At 47.7% G+C, this 17,069-nt stretch carries 19 protein-coding genes; 7 read left to right on the plus strand and 12 right to left on the minus strand.

Going from position 1 to position 17,069, the window contains the following annotated elements; translation table 11 throughout:
• Positions 1-106: 106 nt before the first annotated feature.
• From AC3WQ3_RS16755 to AC3WQ3_RS16765, 3 genes are all read right to left on the minus strand, one after another.
• Positions 107-1,036 carry a sensor histidine kinase gene (locus AC3WQ3_RS16755; protein WP_492472880.1) on the minus strand — a complete coding sequence of 310 codons (930 nt, stop codon included), beginning with the start codon at positions 1,034-1,036 and terminating at the stop codon, positions 107-109.
• Positions 1,036-1,749, minus strand: coding sequence for a response regulator transcription factor (locus tag AC3WQ3_RS16760; protein WP_492472881.1), 714 nt, complete (start codon positions 1,747-1,749; stop codon positions 1,036-1,038). The genes AC3WQ3_RS16755 and AC3WQ3_RS16760 overlap by 1 nt, the downstream gene beginning before the upstream one ends.
• Before the next feature lie 170 nt (positions 1,750-1,919).
• Complete coding sequence (locus tag AC3WQ3_RS16765) at positions 1,920-2,762, minus strand: DegV family protein (protein ID WP_492472837.1); 843 nt, start codon at positions 2,760-2,762, stop codon at positions 1,920-1,922.
• Positions 2,763-3,067: 305 nt separating this feature from the next.
• Between AC3WQ3_RS16765 and AC3WQ3_RS16770 the strand changes: the two genes are divergently transcribed.
• The 4 genes from AC3WQ3_RS16770 (at position 3,068) to AC3WQ3_RS16785 (ending at position 6,402) form a co-directional block, all read left to right on the plus strand.
• Positions 3,068-3,844 carry an ABC transporter permease gene (locus tag AC3WQ3_RS16770; protein ID WP_492472838.1) on the plus strand — a complete coding sequence of 259 codons (777 nt, stop codon included), beginning with the start codon at positions 3,068-3,070 and terminating at the stop codon, positions 3,842-3,844.
• Positions 3,841-4,641, plus strand: a complete 801-nt coding sequence (locus tag AC3WQ3_RS16775; RefSeq protein WP_095361720.1) for an ABC transporter permease — start codon at positions 3,841-3,843, stop codon at positions 4,639-4,641. The genes AC3WQ3_RS16770 and AC3WQ3_RS16775 overlap by 4 nt, the downstream gene beginning before the upstream one ends.
• Positions 4,642-4,661: 20 nt before the next feature.
• Positions 4,662-5,630: an ABC transporter ATP-binding protein gene (locus tag AC3WQ3_RS16780; protein ID WP_336783991.1), complete on the plus strand. Its 969-nt coding sequence runs from the start codon at positions 4,662-4,664 to the stop codon at positions 5,628-5,630.
• A gap of 94 nt (positions 5,631-5,724) precedes the next feature.
• The gene (locus AC3WQ3_RS16785) at positions 5,725-6,402 is read left to right on the plus strand and encodes a succinylglutamate desuccinylase/aspartoacylase family protein (protein WP_492472839.1); all 678 of its coding nucleotides are present in this window, start codon (positions 5,725-5,727) and stop codon (positions 6,400-6,402) included.
• Positions 6,403-6,451: 49 nt separating this feature from the next.
• On the opposite strand, the gene AC3WQ3_RS16790 is transcribed toward AC3WQ3_RS16785, so the two are convergent.
• From AC3WQ3_RS16790 to AC3WQ3_RS16810, 5 genes are all read right to left on the minus strand, one after another.
• Complete coding sequence (locus tag AC3WQ3_RS16790; protein ID WP_127539765.1) at positions 6,452-6,850, minus strand: MerR family transcriptional regulator; 399 nt, start codon at positions 6,848-6,850, stop codon at positions 6,452-6,454.
• Positions 6,851-6,868: 18 nt separating this feature from the next.
• Positions 6,869-8,314: an alpha/beta hydrolase family protein gene (locus tag AC3WQ3_RS16795; RefSeq protein ID WP_492472840.1), complete on the minus strand. Its 1,446-nt coding sequence runs from the start codon at positions 8,312-8,314 to the stop codon at positions 6,869-6,871.
• Between the two features lie 230 nt (positions 8,315-8,544).
• Complete coding sequence (locus tag AC3WQ3_RS16800) at positions 8,545-9,006, minus strand: FixH family protein (protein ID WP_492472841.1); 462 nt, start codon at positions 9,004-9,006, stop codon at positions 8,545-8,547.
• 17 nt (positions 9,007-9,023) lie between these two features.
• Complete coding sequence (locus tag AC3WQ3_RS16805; RefSeq protein ID WP_336783927.1) at positions 9,024-9,476, minus strand: disulfide oxidoreductase; 453 nt, start codon at positions 9,474-9,476, stop codon at positions 9,024-9,026.
• Positions 9,477-9,671: 195 nt separating this feature from the next.
• Positions 9,672-11,312, minus strand: coding sequence for a copper amine oxidase N-terminal domain-containing protein (locus AC3WQ3_RS16810; RefSeq protein ID WP_492472842.1), 1,641 nt, complete (start codon positions 11,310-11,312; stop codon positions 9,672-9,674).
• Between the two features lie 333 nt (positions 11,313-11,645).
• On the opposite strand from AC3WQ3_RS16810, the gene AC3WQ3_RS16815 reads away from it, so the two are divergent.
• The 3 genes from AC3WQ3_RS16815 to AC3WQ3_RS16825 all read left to right on the plus strand — a co-directional run bounded on the left by AC3WQ3_RS16815 (position 11,646) and on the right by AC3WQ3_RS16825 (position 13,916).
• Positions 11,646-11,852 (plus strand): hypothetical protein, encoded by a 207-nt coding sequence (locus AC3WQ3_RS16815; RefSeq protein WP_492472843.1) that lies wholly within the window; start codon positions 11,646-11,648, stop codon positions 11,850-11,852.
• A gap of 487 nt (positions 11,853-12,339) precedes the next feature.
• Positions 12,340-13,446 (plus strand): stalk domain-containing protein, encoded by a 1,107-nt coding sequence (locus tag AC3WQ3_RS16820; RefSeq protein WP_492472844.1) that lies wholly within the window; start codon positions 12,340-12,342, stop codon positions 13,444-13,446.
• A 194-nt stretch (positions 13,447-13,640) separates the two neighbouring features.
• Positions 13,641-13,916, plus strand: coding sequence for a WXG100 family type VII secretion target (locus AC3WQ3_RS16825; RefSeq protein ID WP_095292300.1), 276 nt, complete (start codon positions 13,641-13,643; stop codon positions 13,914-13,916).
• Positions 13,917-14,004: 88 nt separating this feature from the next.
• Here the strand turns inward: AC3WQ3_RS16825 and AC3WQ3_RS16830 are convergent, their stop codons facing one another.
• From AC3WQ3_RS16830 to AC3WQ3_RS16845, 4 genes are read right to left on the minus strand one after another with little or no spacing between them, the layout of a single operon-like run.
• Entirely contained in the window at positions 14,005-14,271 is a 267-nt protein-coding gene (locus tag AC3WQ3_RS16830) for a DUF4176 domain-containing protein (RefSeq protein WP_127539752.1), read from the minus strand.
• A 17-nt stretch (positions 14,272-14,288) separates the two neighbouring features.
• A complete protein-coding gene (locus AC3WQ3_RS16835) occupies positions 14,289-15,026 on the minus strand; it encodes a hypothetical protein (protein ID WP_492472846.1) in 738 nt (245 codons plus the stop codon).
• On the minus strand, positions 15,027-15,989 hold the full coding sequence (locus AC3WQ3_RS16840) for a hypothetical protein (protein WP_246058541.1): 963 nt from the start codon (positions 15,987-15,989) through the stop codon (positions 15,027-15,029).
• Positions 15,990-16,027: 38 nt separating this feature from the next.
• On the minus strand, positions 16,028-16,855 hold the full coding sequence (locus AC3WQ3_RS16845) for a hypothetical protein (protein ID WP_492472847.1): 828 nt from the start codon (positions 16,853-16,855) through the stop codon (positions 16,028-16,030).
• Between the last annotated feature and the right edge of the window lie 214 nt (positions 16,856-17,069).

Genomic DNA, 17,069 nt, shown 5'->3' on the forward strand with positions numbered 1-17,069 from the left:
CGATCCCTGACGGGTTCTTATATCTGTATTGTAAAGAGAAAAGTCTGCTTTTTTATTAATCAAATCTTACAAAAAACTTAAGTTCCTCCATCCACACAAAAGGCAACTAACGAGATTTAAGAGAGATTTTAAATGAAGTCCGCTCATAGGGTATACTGCGCAGCTCAATGCGTCCTCCCATCCGTTCGATAAGTCGCTTCGTGATGGTGAGGCCAAGCCCACTTCCATGGTAGAGACGGTTACGGGAATCCTCCAGGGTGTACATGCGTTCAAAAACACGGTCTTGTTCTTTTTCCGGAATGCCTTTACCCTTGTCCCAAATCTGCAGCATGACCTCTCCATGATTCGTTGGTTCAAGCAGTAGACCCAATACCTTACCATCCGACCCATATCGCATTGCATTAGTAATCAGATTATCCAGTACCCGGTCGAGTGCATCCTCATTGCCGGTCACGAAGAGATCACTCTCAGGAATGGACAGCTCCACCTGCAGACCCTGATTCGTTAACATTTCATAAAAGGAGAGCATCTTCACCCTGCATAATTCACTAAGATTTATTCGAGTCAAAGCAAGCTCGGTATCCCCTGACTCCAGTTTCGCCAGATCAAAGAAGGAATGGATCAGACGCAGCACCTCCTGCGCTTTATCCTGAATCTTGCTGATCATACCTTCCCGTTCCTGATCGGTTAATGAAGAGCTATGGAGCAGCGTTTCGCTATAACCCATCACTACCGTGAGAGGAGTTTTCAAGTCGTGGGAGATGTTGGAGAGCATATTGCGGATCTCCTTCTCCTGATTGGCATAACGGGCACCGGTTCGGTGTGCGTAATCCAGCAATTCGTTGATATCCCCCAGCAGAAGTCGAATCTGTGCATCGCTGCTAAAGACCAGCAAACGCTCATATGTCCCCTCTTCCAGAATGCCTCCGAGCTTCTGATGAATATACGCCAATTGCCGGCTGCGCTTATTCAGCTTCACAGCGAGTAAAATGACAACCATGAGGAGAGCAACGGTTAAGGTGGCCAACAGGATGATCACTTGGGCTCCACCTCCAGCTTATAACCGATCCCCCACAACGTTTTGATGTACTGCGGATTCGATGGATCTGTCTCGATCTTTTCGCGCAGCCTCCGCATATGTACGTTAATGATATTTTCGTCCCCATAGTACGAATCGTTCCAGACAGAGGCGTAAATCTGTGCCTTCGTAAACACTCTGCCAGGATGCGTAACAAACAGCTTAAGAATGCCAAATTCCTTGGATGTCAGTCTTACAGGGACGCCTTCCCGCTCCACTTCATAGGCTTCCACATCCACCACCAGCCCTCCAATTTCAATCCGTTGATCCTTGGCTGGTGTCGAGGTAACCGCCGGTACCGTATAGTTGGCGCGGCGAATTGCCGCCTTGATTCGCGCGGTCAATTCGATGAGGGAGAACGGCTTGCTCAAATAGTCGTCTGCACCGAAACCAAGCCCCAGTGCTTTGTCTACCTCCCCATCCTTCGCAGATAATATTAATACGGGGACAAGACTGGCAGCTCTGATGGTCTGCAGTACGTCCATGCCGCTTCGCTGGGGCAGCATGAGATCCAGAATGACCAGATCAAACGCAGGCTCCGCTTGTTGAAACTTGTGCTCTGCCTCTAATCCGTCATATGCGTACGTGACGCTGTAGCCCTCTTTCTCCAGATATGGTCCAACCATCTCGCTAATTGAACGATCGTCTTCCACAAGCAGCAAACGGTGAATCGACACGTGATTTCCCCCAACTTCTTTGTTTTCTTTTATTACCTCACAGTTCACCTGAATTGGCAATGCGTGGAATAGCACTCTTTCTAATCTCATCTCAAAAAACAAAAAAGGCAGGGAAGCCATCTGTATTCCAGGTGGCTCCCCTGCCATATCGATCATTGTTCCATCTATGTCGTCTCGCTGCGTATCCAGCACAGACCAATCGTACCTGCACCTGCATGAATACCTACCACAGGGATAAAAGGCATGATTTCCGTTTTCAATCGGGGCAGCAGATCGGCAATTTGCTGCTTGATCGTGATGGCTTCTTCCTGATTATCGGCATGCATGATACACACATGTTTTACTTTCTCCATGTCTACCTTAAGCACCTCTAACATGCGCTGTTTGGCTCGTTTGAAGGTACGAATCTTCTCGTTAACGACGACCTTGCCCTCTTCAAATCGCAAGAGCAGGTGAATTTTCAACAATTGGCTGAGTACTACCTGTGTGCCTGAAACGCGCCCACTGCGGTGAAGATGCTGAAGACTGGCCGGAATGAGGTAAAAGGACATGTTGTCCATCATCTGTTCAATGTGAAGCTTGATTTCAAATACGGAACACCCCTGTTTCTGCATTTCCACGCCTTGCAAAATCATCTCCCGCAGCGGGTAGGCTCCCGCTCTGGAATCAATTGCCGTTATCGATACTCCAGCAATCTCTGCCGCCTGCATTGAAGTATGCAGCGTTCCGCTAAGTGCAGTTGAGCAGTGAATGGTAATAATCTCATCATACTGACCTTTTAGCGATTCATATAGTTCGATAAACTCACCTATAGGCGGCTGAGAGCTGCTTGCCCTTGCAGCCTCTGCGAGCTTCTCATAGAACTGTTCGGACGAAATGTCCTCGGTCTCCCGATAGCATTCCTCTCCAAATACAACGCGCAGCGGTACAATGTATACGTGATTGTGCTCTGCAAACAGCGGATCGAGTGTGCTGGTACTGTCGGTAACCCATGCAATTTTTTTCATTCCAACCTTCTCTCTTGCCGGATTGTTGAAGCTGTATCCTCCATCGTCAGGCACATGCCCGGCGGATTATTTTAAATTTGAATAACACAGATTGTAAACGTTTACGTCATTACTCCTTCATTATAAAGGACCTGGCGAACCGATGTCTTGTGGCGCATTATTGAACAGCCCTGTTTCTTCCGGGATATCCCAAAAAAATGTCTTGCCTGTGAAGGAATAAATTGGTATGCTGTTGTCCTTCTCTCTTTTTCGCCTTGACTGAAGTGAACGGGACCGCCGTTCAATCCACTTATCGGAGGTGTCATATGCTTTATCTCACGCTGGCTTCCAAAGCCTACGCCCGGAATCTGCAATACCGCGGAGCACACATGGTACATAACCTGGCAAGCGCGATGTTCGGTTACATGTATGCCTGCCTCTGGATCGGCATCGGGGCCGATCACGCTCTCGGGGAATACGGGACACAGGGGATGGTCAGTTACATTGCGTTTACACAATCCTCTCTCTGGATCTCGGGTTTTCTCACCAATGGACTCGGAATTCCTCTTACAGTCAGGACAGGGCAGATCGCGCTGGATCTGATGAGACCGGTGCATCTGTTTACTCACCTTATGGCACGCGAATGGGGACAGATTGCCTACCAGTTCGTGTACAAGAGCATTCCAATCTACCTGCTATTCTCTATCGTTTTTTCCCTGCAATGGCCTACGGAGGTCTCAACCCTGTTATTTGCAGCGCTTGGTCTTGCCGGCGCATCCTACTTATCCATCTGCATGAATTACATCATTGGGGTTACTGCCATTTGGACAACCGAATCATCCTGGCTACACTGGGGCAATCATGCCATGATGAATCTACTGGCTGGTTTCTTCATTCCGCTCGAATGGCTGCCTGACTGGCTCGAACGTCTGGCCTGGTTATCACCCTATCCCTTTCTGCTCTATGTTCCTACCCGAACCTATCTCGGTTTTGAAGATGGCTCCTTGCTCTGGGGAACCTTGCTTTGGTGTGTGCTCATGACTCTCATCTGTCTGGTCATCACCCGTGTGATGCGCCGCAAAGTGGAGGTGCAGGGCGGATGAAGCGAACTTCCTGGTACCAACTATATAAAATACTGATTCGAACGAGCATCCGCAGCCGGATGCAGTACAAGTTCAATTTTATATTGGCATCCGTTCTGGCCGCACTGATTCAGATCTCCGAATTTCTCATGGTTGCGCTGGTGCTGCATCAGTTTGGTGCGATTAAGGGCTGGTCTCTGCATGAGATCGGTTATCTGTTCGCAATCATGACGTTATCCAAAACACTTTACCGTACCTTCGGCAATGAGGTTCATCATCTGGAGAAATATTTAGTCGGCGGCGAACTGGATCAACTGTTAACGAGGCCTATGCCCGTATTACTGGCCCTGCTGCCGCAAAATTTCCGCATCATGGTCGGCGAAGTGCTTCAGGGAGGATTTATTCTATGCTGGTCTCTGGCAGGCATGATGCACAGCGGGCAGATCGGCTGGACGGTCATTCCCCTCTCTCTGCTGATTATTCTGACCGGAGCCATCATCCTCTTCTCCATTGGACTGGCTACAGCGACGCTGGGATTCTGGACCACACGCATCGAGGAACTGCAGACAATCACCGAAGATGCAGCCCGTACGGCTGCCCAATATCCGCTAACGTTATATCCCAAGTGGATGTCCGGCATTCTGCTGACGGTCATTCCGGTTGGATTCGTCAACTACATTCCCTCCCTGTATCTACTGCGGGGTCAAGGCGGAGCGTGGGTGCTTGCAGCGATTGCGGCTGTAGCTGCTTTGTGTCTGGCTGCCAGTCTGCGCTTCTGGAAATACGGTATTACCAAATATCAAAGCACGGGAAGCTAAGGAGGAATCTTACCATGAACATGATCACAGCGAGGCAGCTGCAAAAGGAATTCAAAACGCCTGTCGTTCGGGAAGGCCGGTTCTCCGGACTTCGGACGCTATTTTCACGCGAATACGTGTCCAAAGAGGCCGTACGTGACATCAGTTTTGATATTCCACAAGGCGAGTTCGTTGGATACATCGGGCCGAATGGTGCCGGCAAGTCGACCACCATCAAAATGTTGACTGGCATCCTCCACCCGACTTCCGGGGAGGTAAGGTTAGCCGGCATGAACCCGCATCAGGAAAGGCTGCAAACGGTAAGGCGACTGGGGGTAGTGTTTGGTCAACGCAGCCAGCTCTGGTGGGATCTGCCCGTGAAGGATTCGTATGATATTCTGGCTGAAATGTACGGTGTACCTGCTGAACTCAAAAGGAAACGGTTGTCCCAGTTCGCTGAACTGCTGGACCTTGAATCCTTCTGGGCCACGCCAGTCCGTAAACTCTCACTTGGACAACGGATGCGTGCAGATCTGGCAGCTTCCATGCTGCATGATCCGGAACTGCTTTTTCTTGATGAACCTACCATTGGGCTGGATGTGAACGCTAAACGGAATATACGCCAATTTCTGCGGACTTTAAATGAAGAGTTTGGCAAAACCATTTTGCTGACGACGCATGATATGGATGATATCGAACAGTTATGCAGCCGGGTGATGGTTATCAATCACGGCCGGCTCACATATGACGGTACGATCTCCTCTCTGCGGGACACGATTGGTCTGCCCACAATTATACGGGTAACATACAGAGGGGAGTTTCATATCCCAGACGCCATACCTCCGGCCATACAAATTACAGGTGTGGACGGACTGGTCGTTACGGTACAAGTGAACCGGAAAGAATGGAGTACTATGGATATTTTGAAGCTTCTGGAGCAATGGGGCGAAATTATCGATGTGGAGATGCAGGAACCGGATTTCGAAGATATTATCCACCAGGTATACTGATTGGCCCAATTTGGACAGATCTGGATGAGGGCCTGTTCGGATGCCGTTACATGCAAGAAGGACATGACGTACTGTAGTAACGGAGGTGAGGTTCATGCTTGTCACTAAACATGTACTAGCAGCGTCCAGCACATATTCTACTCCCTACTACATGGTGCGTGGTGCAGCGTCTGGCCCCGTGATGATTGTCACTTCCGGCATTCATGGAAATGAAACCGCAAGCATGGCTGCTGCGCAAAAACTCGCCGACGATTGCGCAGCAGGACGACTATCCATTCAGCGGGGTCTTCTCATTATTATTCCAAGAGTGAACCAGAAGGCTTATGACAAAAAAATCAGGGGCAATCCCGATCTGAACAGAACATTTCCCCGCCGCTTATCTGCCAAAGCGAAGCATCCACTTGCTTCTGCCGTCTTTCGTCTGGCTCGTGAATATGGGCCAGACTGGTGGATTGACCTGCACGAAGCCAACGGATTGTCCCAGCTTAGCTCCCGTGTATTGGGGCAAACCTTGATCACCAATCCCGGAAGCCGTGCCGTTCCGGCATGCAGAAGAATTATTGAACACATGAATCGTTCCATCGCCATTCGTGATCGGCATTTCAACCTGAAGCAGCATGAGCTTCCCGGATCTGCCCGGACAGCTGCCGCCAGATTGCTGCAGGCCCGTTCCGTCACCGTTGAAACCTGCTGGAGCCTGAAGCGATCCGTACGGATCAAGTACCAGACGAGAATTGTACACCACTTTTTGCGGGAAGCAGGCTTCATATGAAAGGAGTAACCTCCCAATTCCATCGTGATGTGGAAGGGAGGTTACTCACTTATTCTTCCTTATTGTTACGGAAGGATTGAATGTAGTTATGGATATCCTTTTCCGGTGTCATGAGCAGGGCTTCAAGGAACGTCTGCATACGCTGCAGATTCTCGATGTGACTCTCGATGTCTGTGATTCGTGTACGTACCAGCATCTTCAGCTGCTCACTTTCCATATCCTCCTGGCTAAGCAGCTGCAAGTTTTCCTTTATCTCTTTCAGCGAATATCCAAGCGCTTGTGTGTCTTGAATGAATTTGATTTTAACCAAATAATCCTCAGTATATATTCGATATCCGTTAGATGCCCGGCGGGGAGCAGGCAGTATGCCCATGTTCTCATAGTAACGGATGGCTGCCATGCTTATTCCTGTCCGTTTTGCCAATTCACCTCTCGTCATGGTATCCATGCCTGTCCCACCTTTTTCTTAACGTTGTTTTCCCTGGTCATTGTCTATGTTTGTATACTTGGTATCGTATGCTGCCTCTGGGAATCGGTCTGATCGTCCTTCCAACAGGGTCTGCTTCTCCCCCTTAAGATAACGGTCAAAGAATGCCAGCGTGTATGATCTCGTGATATCCACATTATGCTCTGGCGTCATCCCTCTGGCAAACATTTCGGGCGAGATCAACGAAATATCTGTGAAGCTCTGGTGGAAAAAGCCATCTACTGTCAGGTAATACGTATCGTTCAAGCTATGTGTCATGACATGATTCAAATCCGGTTCAAATTCAGAATAAAACACGTTGTCTTTTTCGGTAGCGTCCGGTTCTAAACTTTTGGCTGTCTCACCTGACATGATATACATAAACGGCTGTTTCAGAGATACCTTGGACACTTCACCCCAGAAACCGCCTTCCAGACTAAGTCCTGCATTAAACCGATCATCCTGAGCCAGAGTCTCCGCTGTGGTTGCCCCGCCGTAAGAGTGACCAAAAATGCCTACACGATCCAGATTCAGCTTGCCTTCGAGCAGCCCGTTCGGATCATGACTATTCCATAATGTAAGTGTATCCAGCACAAAGCTGGCGTCTGCAGCACGAATGCCTACTCCTTGGACATTATACTGGTACAATTCTTCTGACGTATCGAATTCGGGATTAGCTTCATACGCCACGACATGACTGTCCGGAAACGTAACTTGTGCTGATGTGTACGGATGGTCTATCCCCACAACAATGTACCCATGGCTAACCAGTTCTTCAATAGCGGTCATACTTTGGAAACGGGCAGAACGAACCCCTGGCGAGAACAGCAGCACAGGATAATTGCTCTCTGCAGCCGATACCTTTGCACCAGTGACCACATGTGTGGGAATCGTGTCCAGATAGCTAAACACCTGAGGTGGAATACCGAACACGAGGCCGATGGCTTCACCCAGCTCTGCGGGATAATGCTCCAGCGGAAGTCCCTTGGCAGCTTCGTGATCCACTGGATACCAGACATTAATCATAAGTTCTCGCTTGTCTCCTGGCTCAGGCGATTTCGTCTCTTCGCGGGATTCATCCACGAGATGCTGTTGAAATGTTCCTATGGCATAAGGCCCCGTCGGCTCAGGCATTGTAAAAGCCGGAAGTAACCAGGTTAGTGCCACTGAACCTGCACTAAGTACCCATACCATGATAGAAGCCACCGTGGCTTTGATCCATGATCTGTGATTCTTTTGTCGAACAACGATCCTAACCAAAAGAACCAGGACCAGAAGATATGTAGGCAGCATTTGCACTCGAAATTGGTCTATTATACCGTGCAGCGCAGTAAACAAAACCAAAGCAGATATCATAGCCATCCTCATCCCCCGCCTCGGACGAACCAGCATCAATATGGCGACCACAACGGTTACAAGTACTAAAATCCATTCCAATGTTCTCATCGTTCAACCTCCAACATCTCTGTAATACAACAAGGATAAACCTTGAAGCATACTTCAAGGTCAAGGTTAAACTTTTTGATCATATCATAAAGGGGCTAATATGATCTCTTCCAAATCAGGAACTAATAACAGTCATCCATTAGAAAACCCGTCATACGTGGTACAGCGGCCCTGATTGGCTTGTACCTCCGTCTGACGGGTTTTAAAGTTTCAACTGAGCATTCCTTTTTTTAATTTCCCGAAGTGCTCTCTACAGTTACCTTGGTTCTCGGCATCGCATGCATGGCCCCAGCGGTTACATGGACCTGTACGACATATACGCCCGTTTCCTCGAACGCATAGTTGGCCTCGTAAATTCCATCCCCTGTGGATTGGGCAGTAATCGCTCCCTGAGCTTCAAGATCCTCAGGATTCATCATTCCTTGATCTACAGCAGGTGCTGCTGGTTCATCTTTTTCATTCCATACCTGAAATTGCACATGGTCTGCATCATCCACGGGCTGACCTCCCTGCGTCAGTTTAATCTGCAGGGCAACATCATCCTGGATGGATACCTTATCCGGCACAATGAGCTGCACCTTAATCATCTCCAGCGTATCCGTACTCTGGGATTGCTCATCGTTGGAGCAGCCCACAGTCGTAAGGAGCAGAATGATCATTAACGGCATGAACCAACGGACTTGTCCAATCATCCATCATCTGTCCTTTCTTATGAAGAAGCTTTTGGTGTTTTGCCAATTCCCCACAACATTACAATAATGATGATAAACGCAATCAGGGCAAGCAATGGAATCGTGATGAAACCAAACCAGTTCAAATAGTCGGTATAGCAAGGAATTTGCCCACAAGCGACGGAATTGCCAGTAGCCGAATAGATTCGCTGAATCGTAACGTGGTATAACGAGATTCCACCGCCAATGAAACTAAGCGGAAGCACATATTTGGTGATCCCTACATCATCCTTGAAGTAGGCGATCCCAAGCACTATGGTCAGTGGATACATAAAAATTCGCTGGAACCAGCATAGATCACAAGGGATATATCCCTTAATCTCGCTGAAATATAAACTTCCTCCCGTCGCGATGACGGATACGGCCCAAGCAATAAACAGCCGGGTATCCACGTGTCTCGCCGGTCGCTCAGGTTTTGATGATGCACTCATTCATCTGGCCTCCTCTGCATTTTGAAATATCATAATACCTCATTCATGACGCAAGGGCTATTCAAGCCGTTATGTAGGGTGTTACATGATGATCATTATACCAAATATTTGAATAAATTGGTGAAACGCAAAAGAGCTGCCTTGCGGGCAGCTCTCCTGCTTCTTTCTAGTTATTCGTTGGTCGACTTCCTACGATTACATGGATTTGGTCAATGTGATGGAACCGTCCTTTTGAGCCCATTTTACGTCCCAGTTCAACAGCTCAGCAATGAAACGCAGTGGTACTTGGGTACGTCCGTCTTTGTTAACAAACACTGTGGAGCCTACGTTCTTCTTCATACCATTCACTTCCATGACTTTGTTATTCACCCAAAATACGAGGGTATCATCACCAGCCATAACCGTAACTTCCTGGGCTTTTTTATCCCATTTCACCGTTGCACCAATTCCTTCACTCAGGAAGCGAAGTGGAATGTACGTCGTGTTTTTCCAGAGCACGGGTTTAGTGTCCATGTTGGTCGTTTTATCGTTAATTTTCAGCATTTTGCTGTTCAGCTTCATCCAAACAGTGGTCATGTTCGGAGCAGGCGTTGGTGTTGGGGCAGGTGTCATCGGCTCCTGAAACTTGTCATTGTTCTGAGTCACGATCGCATTACCCAAGGCTTGACCTACACCAAACATCACTCTGAAACCTTCACGATTCGTTGTATACGAAGCATCATAATTGCCGGCTGCATATTGGTCGAGAACTTTCTGTACTTGCTCTTCGTGTGTAGTCAGTGCTTCTTGTCCGGCTGCCTTAGGCAGATTGCCTGCTGTTGCCGAATCCAGGAATGCAGCGAATTCTGTGGTGAAACCATCAATACGCTTCTCTACCGCTGCACGAGCTGCTGCGTCATTGTTTTTAACCGCTTTTACATAGTCACTCTGTGCATTAACATGATTGGTTACCCAAATTTTCTCGAAAGCGTCGGCCCCGTCATTACCGTAGATGGAAGCAATGGCTGCTTTGAAATCAGCTGTGTTCCCGGCTTCAGCTGTAACCAGAGCATTCGAGGCTGCTGTGTGTCCATCGTATTCCTCTTGCATTTGCAGGGCAGACAGAGCAAAGTGCTCGGAGGCCAAGTGATTCAGAGCGGATCTTAGATCTGCTGCTTTGGTATCGGCTTTGGTGTTCTCGAACTTTTCAGGCATTTGTGTCGTGATTGCCGTGGAGAGCGCCTTACTCACGTCGAACATCTCCTTGAAACCTTCACGGTACGCCTTGTATGCATCGCTGTAATCTCCGGCTACATATTCATCGAATACCTTTTGCACGAGATCCTCATGTACCTTCAGTGCTTCTTTGGCTGCCGCTTTTGGCAATTTGCCTTCCGTTGCGGTGTTCAGGAATGTGGAGAACTCATCGACAAATCCATTGATGTTATCCTGTGCTTGTTTGATGCCAGCCTGGTTGCCCATTTTGGTTGCTTTCACCAAGTCGTCGGTGTATTTATTATGAGCACGGAAGATGCGTTCGAATTCCTTCGCACCTGCATCACCGTACAGGGAGGCGATGGCCGGCTGCATATCCAGGGCATTTTGGTCGAGTGCTTTGTAAGCTGCGTCTGCATCTTTTGCTCCGTCATATGCTTTAGCCATTGCTGTTACCGCCAGTGCAAAATGTTCCGAAAGTAGGTGATCCAAGTTGGCTCTAAGGTCAGCAGCAGGTGTGTTCACGGATGCCTTCATCGTAGTCATTGGCATCTGTGGTGCGGAAGCAGCCCCTGCGATTCCCGGCATCAAGAGCGTCAAGCTTAGCATGGGTGCGATAAACTTCTTCATTTTCATTTTCATTACGTATTCACTCCTCAATCTAATTTTGTATGCTTTGTTTCCTCGTCGTCGTTTTCAAAGGGTGTAACGCAGGGATCTCCAATCTGGATCACCCCATAGGCAAAAAAAATTCACGGCCTCCGTTTGGGAGAGCCGCGAATCCGCATCACAATTGGTTTTTTTCATAATCATAATCATTTTAATTTTTTGTGATCTATTGTTGAAATTGAGTTATATACACGGTAAGTCATCTGCTTTATTTCCCTTAATCTCACAAATAAAACCTTACATCCCAGGTTATCCTGGGGTACAATAAAGGAGATGAATTATACGCCTTTTGAAGGAGGTTCACTCATGAGTTGGCTGCCTTATCTTTTAATTATTGGTATTGCCTTGTTCGGCGGCATTGCAACCCTGATCATCGGAAATTCCAAAGCCAATCAGACCAGCAACCCCGAATACGACCGCCGAACCAAGCAGAATTTGAGCCGGTTAACCTATGTATACGTTGGTGCCATCGTGCTTGGCATGGGCGGGCTGATCCTTTACCTTGTAAAATAAACGAACTCCCTGGTTCAATTAAGTATGACTTTATATCTGTTCAACATCTCAATCGTTCGTTCTACATATAAGATGGTTGGGGAATCCATTCCCCTCTCCCTGATCACCGCCAAACACCCTCGCAGCATCCATATATGGATCTGTTGATACAGACTCTTCCTGTTCAAAACACCTCATACACATACCCAACTCCAAATCCGAAGCACAATGAATGTCGGTCAAGCTTCCCTCTCTCCTTTCCTATCTCTATTCACATAAATACATTTGCAATGTTTACAAGTTGGAGATAATTCAGAATTATTATGGATAACTTCCGGGTTTAATATAGAGCCATAAGGGACGGCGAGCCCTACAAATGACAATCATAAGTTGATCCTGACATTTTACACGGTAAACGTAGAGTGCAAAAGATGGTACTGCAATCGAAGTGGTAAAGTGTAAATTCGATCAGATCAACTTATACACTGAGCCTAAAGGAGAGATATATATGATGAAAAAAAACCTGAAGAAATCCGCTGCAACGGTGATGGTACTTGGCATGACATTAACAGGAGCAGCTGGTGTATTCGCCGGTACTCAACTGGAGAAAATATCCGCTTATCTTAATCACGGCATCAGCTTCAATGTAGATGGAGCAGCATATACACCAACGGATGGCAATGGGAATAAACTTGCACCGATCACTTACAACAATTCAACTTACCTGCCTGTACGTGCCATTGCGGATGCACTGCATGTTCCTGTATCGTACGACGGCAAAAAAGGTCAGGTTACCATCGGCGAAGCAACGAGCAATCCTTCTGCCCTATCCAATGTAACCTATAGTGCGGCGCAAAAAGAAGCAATTCAAAAAGCATTTGCACAGTTCGATGGTTTTGAAACAGCCTATGCACCTCAGCAAAGTATCCAAGGTGATACATTTAAAAGTGTAGGCGCCGGGGGCGATGGTGTAAGCTTTATCTTCACCCATATGAAAGTAAGTGTATCTCCACGTGATTACTCGGATGGCTATAACAGCAAAGATGTGAAATTGTCCAATGGCGTTACTGCCAAATGGTACACTCCCGATCAAACGGGCATGCTGACATTCCCATTGGATGATCGCTATGTTACGCTCAGCTCACCTGACCATAAGTTGACTCAGGCACAGCTGGCTCAGGTGGCCGTATCTGTCCAAAAGGTAAATAACAACGATCAAGGCATTACCGGGTTTGCCAATGTAAATTACACCAAGGAACAAGCAGCTACCATTCGTAAAGCATTTGCGACATTCGATGGCTTTGAGACGGCTTACGCGCCTCAGCATATGATTGCCGGAGATGCATTCAAAAGTGTGGGTGCCGGCGGTGATGGCGTAAACTTTGTATTCAAAAATATGAATGTGACAGTATCCCCAAAAGACTACTCGTTCAGCTATGATGGCAAGGAAGTCAAACTGTCTAACGGTGTAAATGCCAAGTGGTATACACCGGACAAAACGGATATGCTGACATTCCAACTGGATGATCGCTATGTTACGCTCAGCTCACCAAATAACGCACTGACACACATGCAGCTGGAACAAATGGCCGTGTCCGTGCAAAAACTGAAATAAAACGAATCATACCAAAACACACATCATGCTGTCCCCTTCTAACGGGGCAGATTGGATGTGTGTTTTGTCCTATTCCAGACATATGACTGTTATGAAAATATGGCTTTCGTCCAGCTTCAATTCGCTAAAGATGAGGTTATAATGAATGGTATATGCACAATTAACAGAGGCCTGAACAGACAAGGAGGGAAAACATGAACCAGCGAATAGATCTTTCGCCCGAGGAGCTGCAGCAGCTGGCAGGTGAATTCAGCAAGGCTTCCCAGAATGGCAATGATATTCTGGCACAGCTGAGAACGATGGTAGATCAAGCCGAAGGCCAGTGGGAAGGTGAACGGCAGCGTGAATTCATGCAGCGGATCAACGACAGTATGACATCGATCAGCAATTATCTGCTTGGTTTGCAGGAGACCAGCACCAGCCTGCAGCAGACGGCAACCCGCTTCCGTGAAACGGATCAGTCACGCTAGGACTGATCCGTTATTCGTTAAGGTCGTATTTTAAGTTTGCACATTTCTGCAAAGTTCATATTTATTTTTTTCAAATCAAGCCCATCTTTTATTCATTCAAATTCCCTGCAAATGCTTCTTCTTCCTCATCCACATACCCTCTAAAAATGATCTCTTCAATATCTTCATGATTGAATACATACGTATAATCCGGATTAATATATCCTTCCGGGTACAAACATCCAATGTAATCGAACTGACGAGGCGGTTCTGTCATTAACATCTGCTTGCGTCCATAAATGACGAGCTTTTTGGTGCCTTCCTTCAGCCGGATTACGGAGCCGTTGGGCAGTAAAGTCTCTGTTTCCTTTTCCATATGGTATGTAACCTCCTTCAACTATTCTGCGCTTTATGGGCGGTGGTTTCCTTCGGGGCATGCAGTACCCGGCGCAGCCAGTAATACCGATGCAAATCCATGATAAAGTGAAATACAACAAAAGCCAGCATAATATAGACACACATCAGGACCACCGCAACCGTCTGCTGCGTGACAAAGGCTAATGATAGATTGGCCACCAGATAACCGGCTCCAGTCAGCATGGTCAGCGTCGCGACAGGCATACGTGAGCCTGCACCCGCTTTTGGGCGATGTGGAGACTGCTGCAGCTTACGCAGATGGAACCTGGCATACTGATATAAGGCGAAGCCGTACACTGCAAACGACCCGATCGCATACCAAGGGGTTGTCAGTCCAAGCATTCCATAAGCAAACTTTTGCACGATGATCATGAATCCCAGGGAACAGACGATTCCAAATATGCCGCGGAACAAAACATAATTCAGCTGCAGTCTTCGCGGTGCCACAATCAGGGCTACTGCCCACACATTCATGACTGCCAGAGGAGGCAGCAGAATATAAGCATATAAGGACTGGAACGGAATACTAAAAACCGGGATCAGCAGGAATACATTCAGAAAAAAGAGCACCAGCGTACCTGCACTGAAACGAATCCCATCCGCTGCATATACCGCAAGATAATTCTCAAACGCGTCCGGGTGGTATGAGGTTCCTTCTACCCTTTTAACAGCAGAATGGTTCGTCGATGATGTTGAACGTTTCTGACGTGCCATCTATTTGAACCATCCTGATACGGTAGACCAGGCCTTCTTCGCTCCGTGTTTCACCACGTCTTTCACGGAATCATCCTGCCCGTCGCCATCCAGATCCATGTTCATGGTTACCCCTTCTGCGAGATACGTCAGACCTACGGATACGCCCAAACCAACCGCACCAACGGCCAGTACGGGTGCCGCCGCAGGCAGAATCGCAGCGGTTAGCAGAGTTGCTCCTACTGTCGTTGCCCCACCAACAACAACGTTTCCGATGATATCCCCGGCAATTTTGTCTGTGGATGCGTTCTGGCTGATGTTCTCCTGTGTGTCTGTAAACACATCAATGCCGACACTGGCCCAGCCCAGTTTATCCGTTAATGCTGACCTGACCGCATAACCCGGTTTGATCATTGAGGCGATTTCCTTAATCTGAGGCGTAGCTGTTCCGTTGGCTATTTTGGCTTCAATGTCGCGAACATAATGAATTTTATAATCTCTGGGTCTGCCATTGACTACTGGATTATTTTTGACGGAATCATAGCTTTCACGAACCAAAATTCGCGGGGTATTCCGATCAAGCTGCTGCTTCACCATATAACCATTTCTGACCCGATAACCCAGCTTGGCAACAGCCGCAGCAGCAGTCAATGTCCCTACCGTGCTGCCAGGCCCATCAAATGGTGCGAGTAAATTAATGCCCGTTAGCCCAAATGTACCCCCGGATTGGTCTTCCTGTTCCATTCGCTCACGAGTCGTTTTCACATATGCAGCCAGCTGCTGCATGCTCTGTCCGGCAGTCTGAAAACGCTGCTGGTGCGACTGGTACAGACCGATTATGGTCTGCCGATTCCCTGACTGCCAGGCCGCTCCCTGGATGGAGCGCTGGAGAACACCATCTACCTGCTGCAGCTGTGCAGTGACCTGTTCAATCTGCTGTGCCAGCGAGTTCAGGTACTCGGATTTCATAATAATCTTGGTCAACTGGATCTCCCCCTTTAGCTTACCTACGTTCTATGGGATTAAACTGCAGGCAAAATGGATAACGAACGCGTCGTTAGCAGAAAAAGACTCTGGATCAACTCTTCTTCTGTTATCTTGAAAGCTGTAAATCGTTCTTTTCTTTCATTTTCCTTGTCTTCGATGAATAGCCAATTGCCTGCACAACTACCGATAAAATAAATCGTCTGAGGCTTGTTCTGCATCCCGCGGGTGGATACCTCAAACTGCCCTTGTTTCTCAACGTTAACAAACGCTTGGGTCAGTTCGTGAATTGCTGCCGAATATATATGCAGGTCCTGGCGCAAGGCGTAGGTTACCCTTTCAATCCCGGATTCGTTATCCAGTGTCAGCAACTGCTGCAGTGTATGCTTCTGAATAGGGGTATGGATGGATTCCTCGGCAGAGTCAGGCAATTCAATCCGATTGCCCATAATACGAAGCATGTCCTGCAAGCTTTCGAATGAAGTCAGGGTCACCTGATCCCGTTCAGGATTCCAGAGCCATTCAACGATGGTTGTTCCGGAAATGAAGCCATAGGTCAGAGATGATTCACGCTGTTCTGAGCTTGATGTCTTCAGATGAAGTTTCATCACTGCGCTGCTGAGCTTGCAGCTCTGGAGCAGCTGATGGACTTGCGGATGTATGGTAATGTCATTATCTTCAGATTCAATAACGCCATCCTTGATCAGATCGGTTTTTATTTTTTCAAATGTACGTCTGGCCTGCTCACCCTGTAATGCAGCATCGTTCAGATGGGCGAAGAGCACTTCAGCTTCCGGGATATTCATGATCTGAAACAGAAACAGCGCCTCCCGGCCAGAACAGGTAAACGAAGTATATGTAGGCACAGTCATTCCTCTTTTCCATGATTTATGCATCAAACTCCAATGGAAGAGCCTATCTTTTTATTGTAAAAGGATAGGCATTCAGGCTCAATGCGCCCCCGCTCCTGTTATTGGGACGTTCAACCTGATTATATTTACCCACTACGCTGCGGAAAAGCACAGGGTTGAATCACTTCTGAAATTTGAAATTTGGATGAGAAGCAAAAACAAAAAAGCA

Source organism: Paenibacillus sp. FW104-T2, from assembly GCF_058789975.1.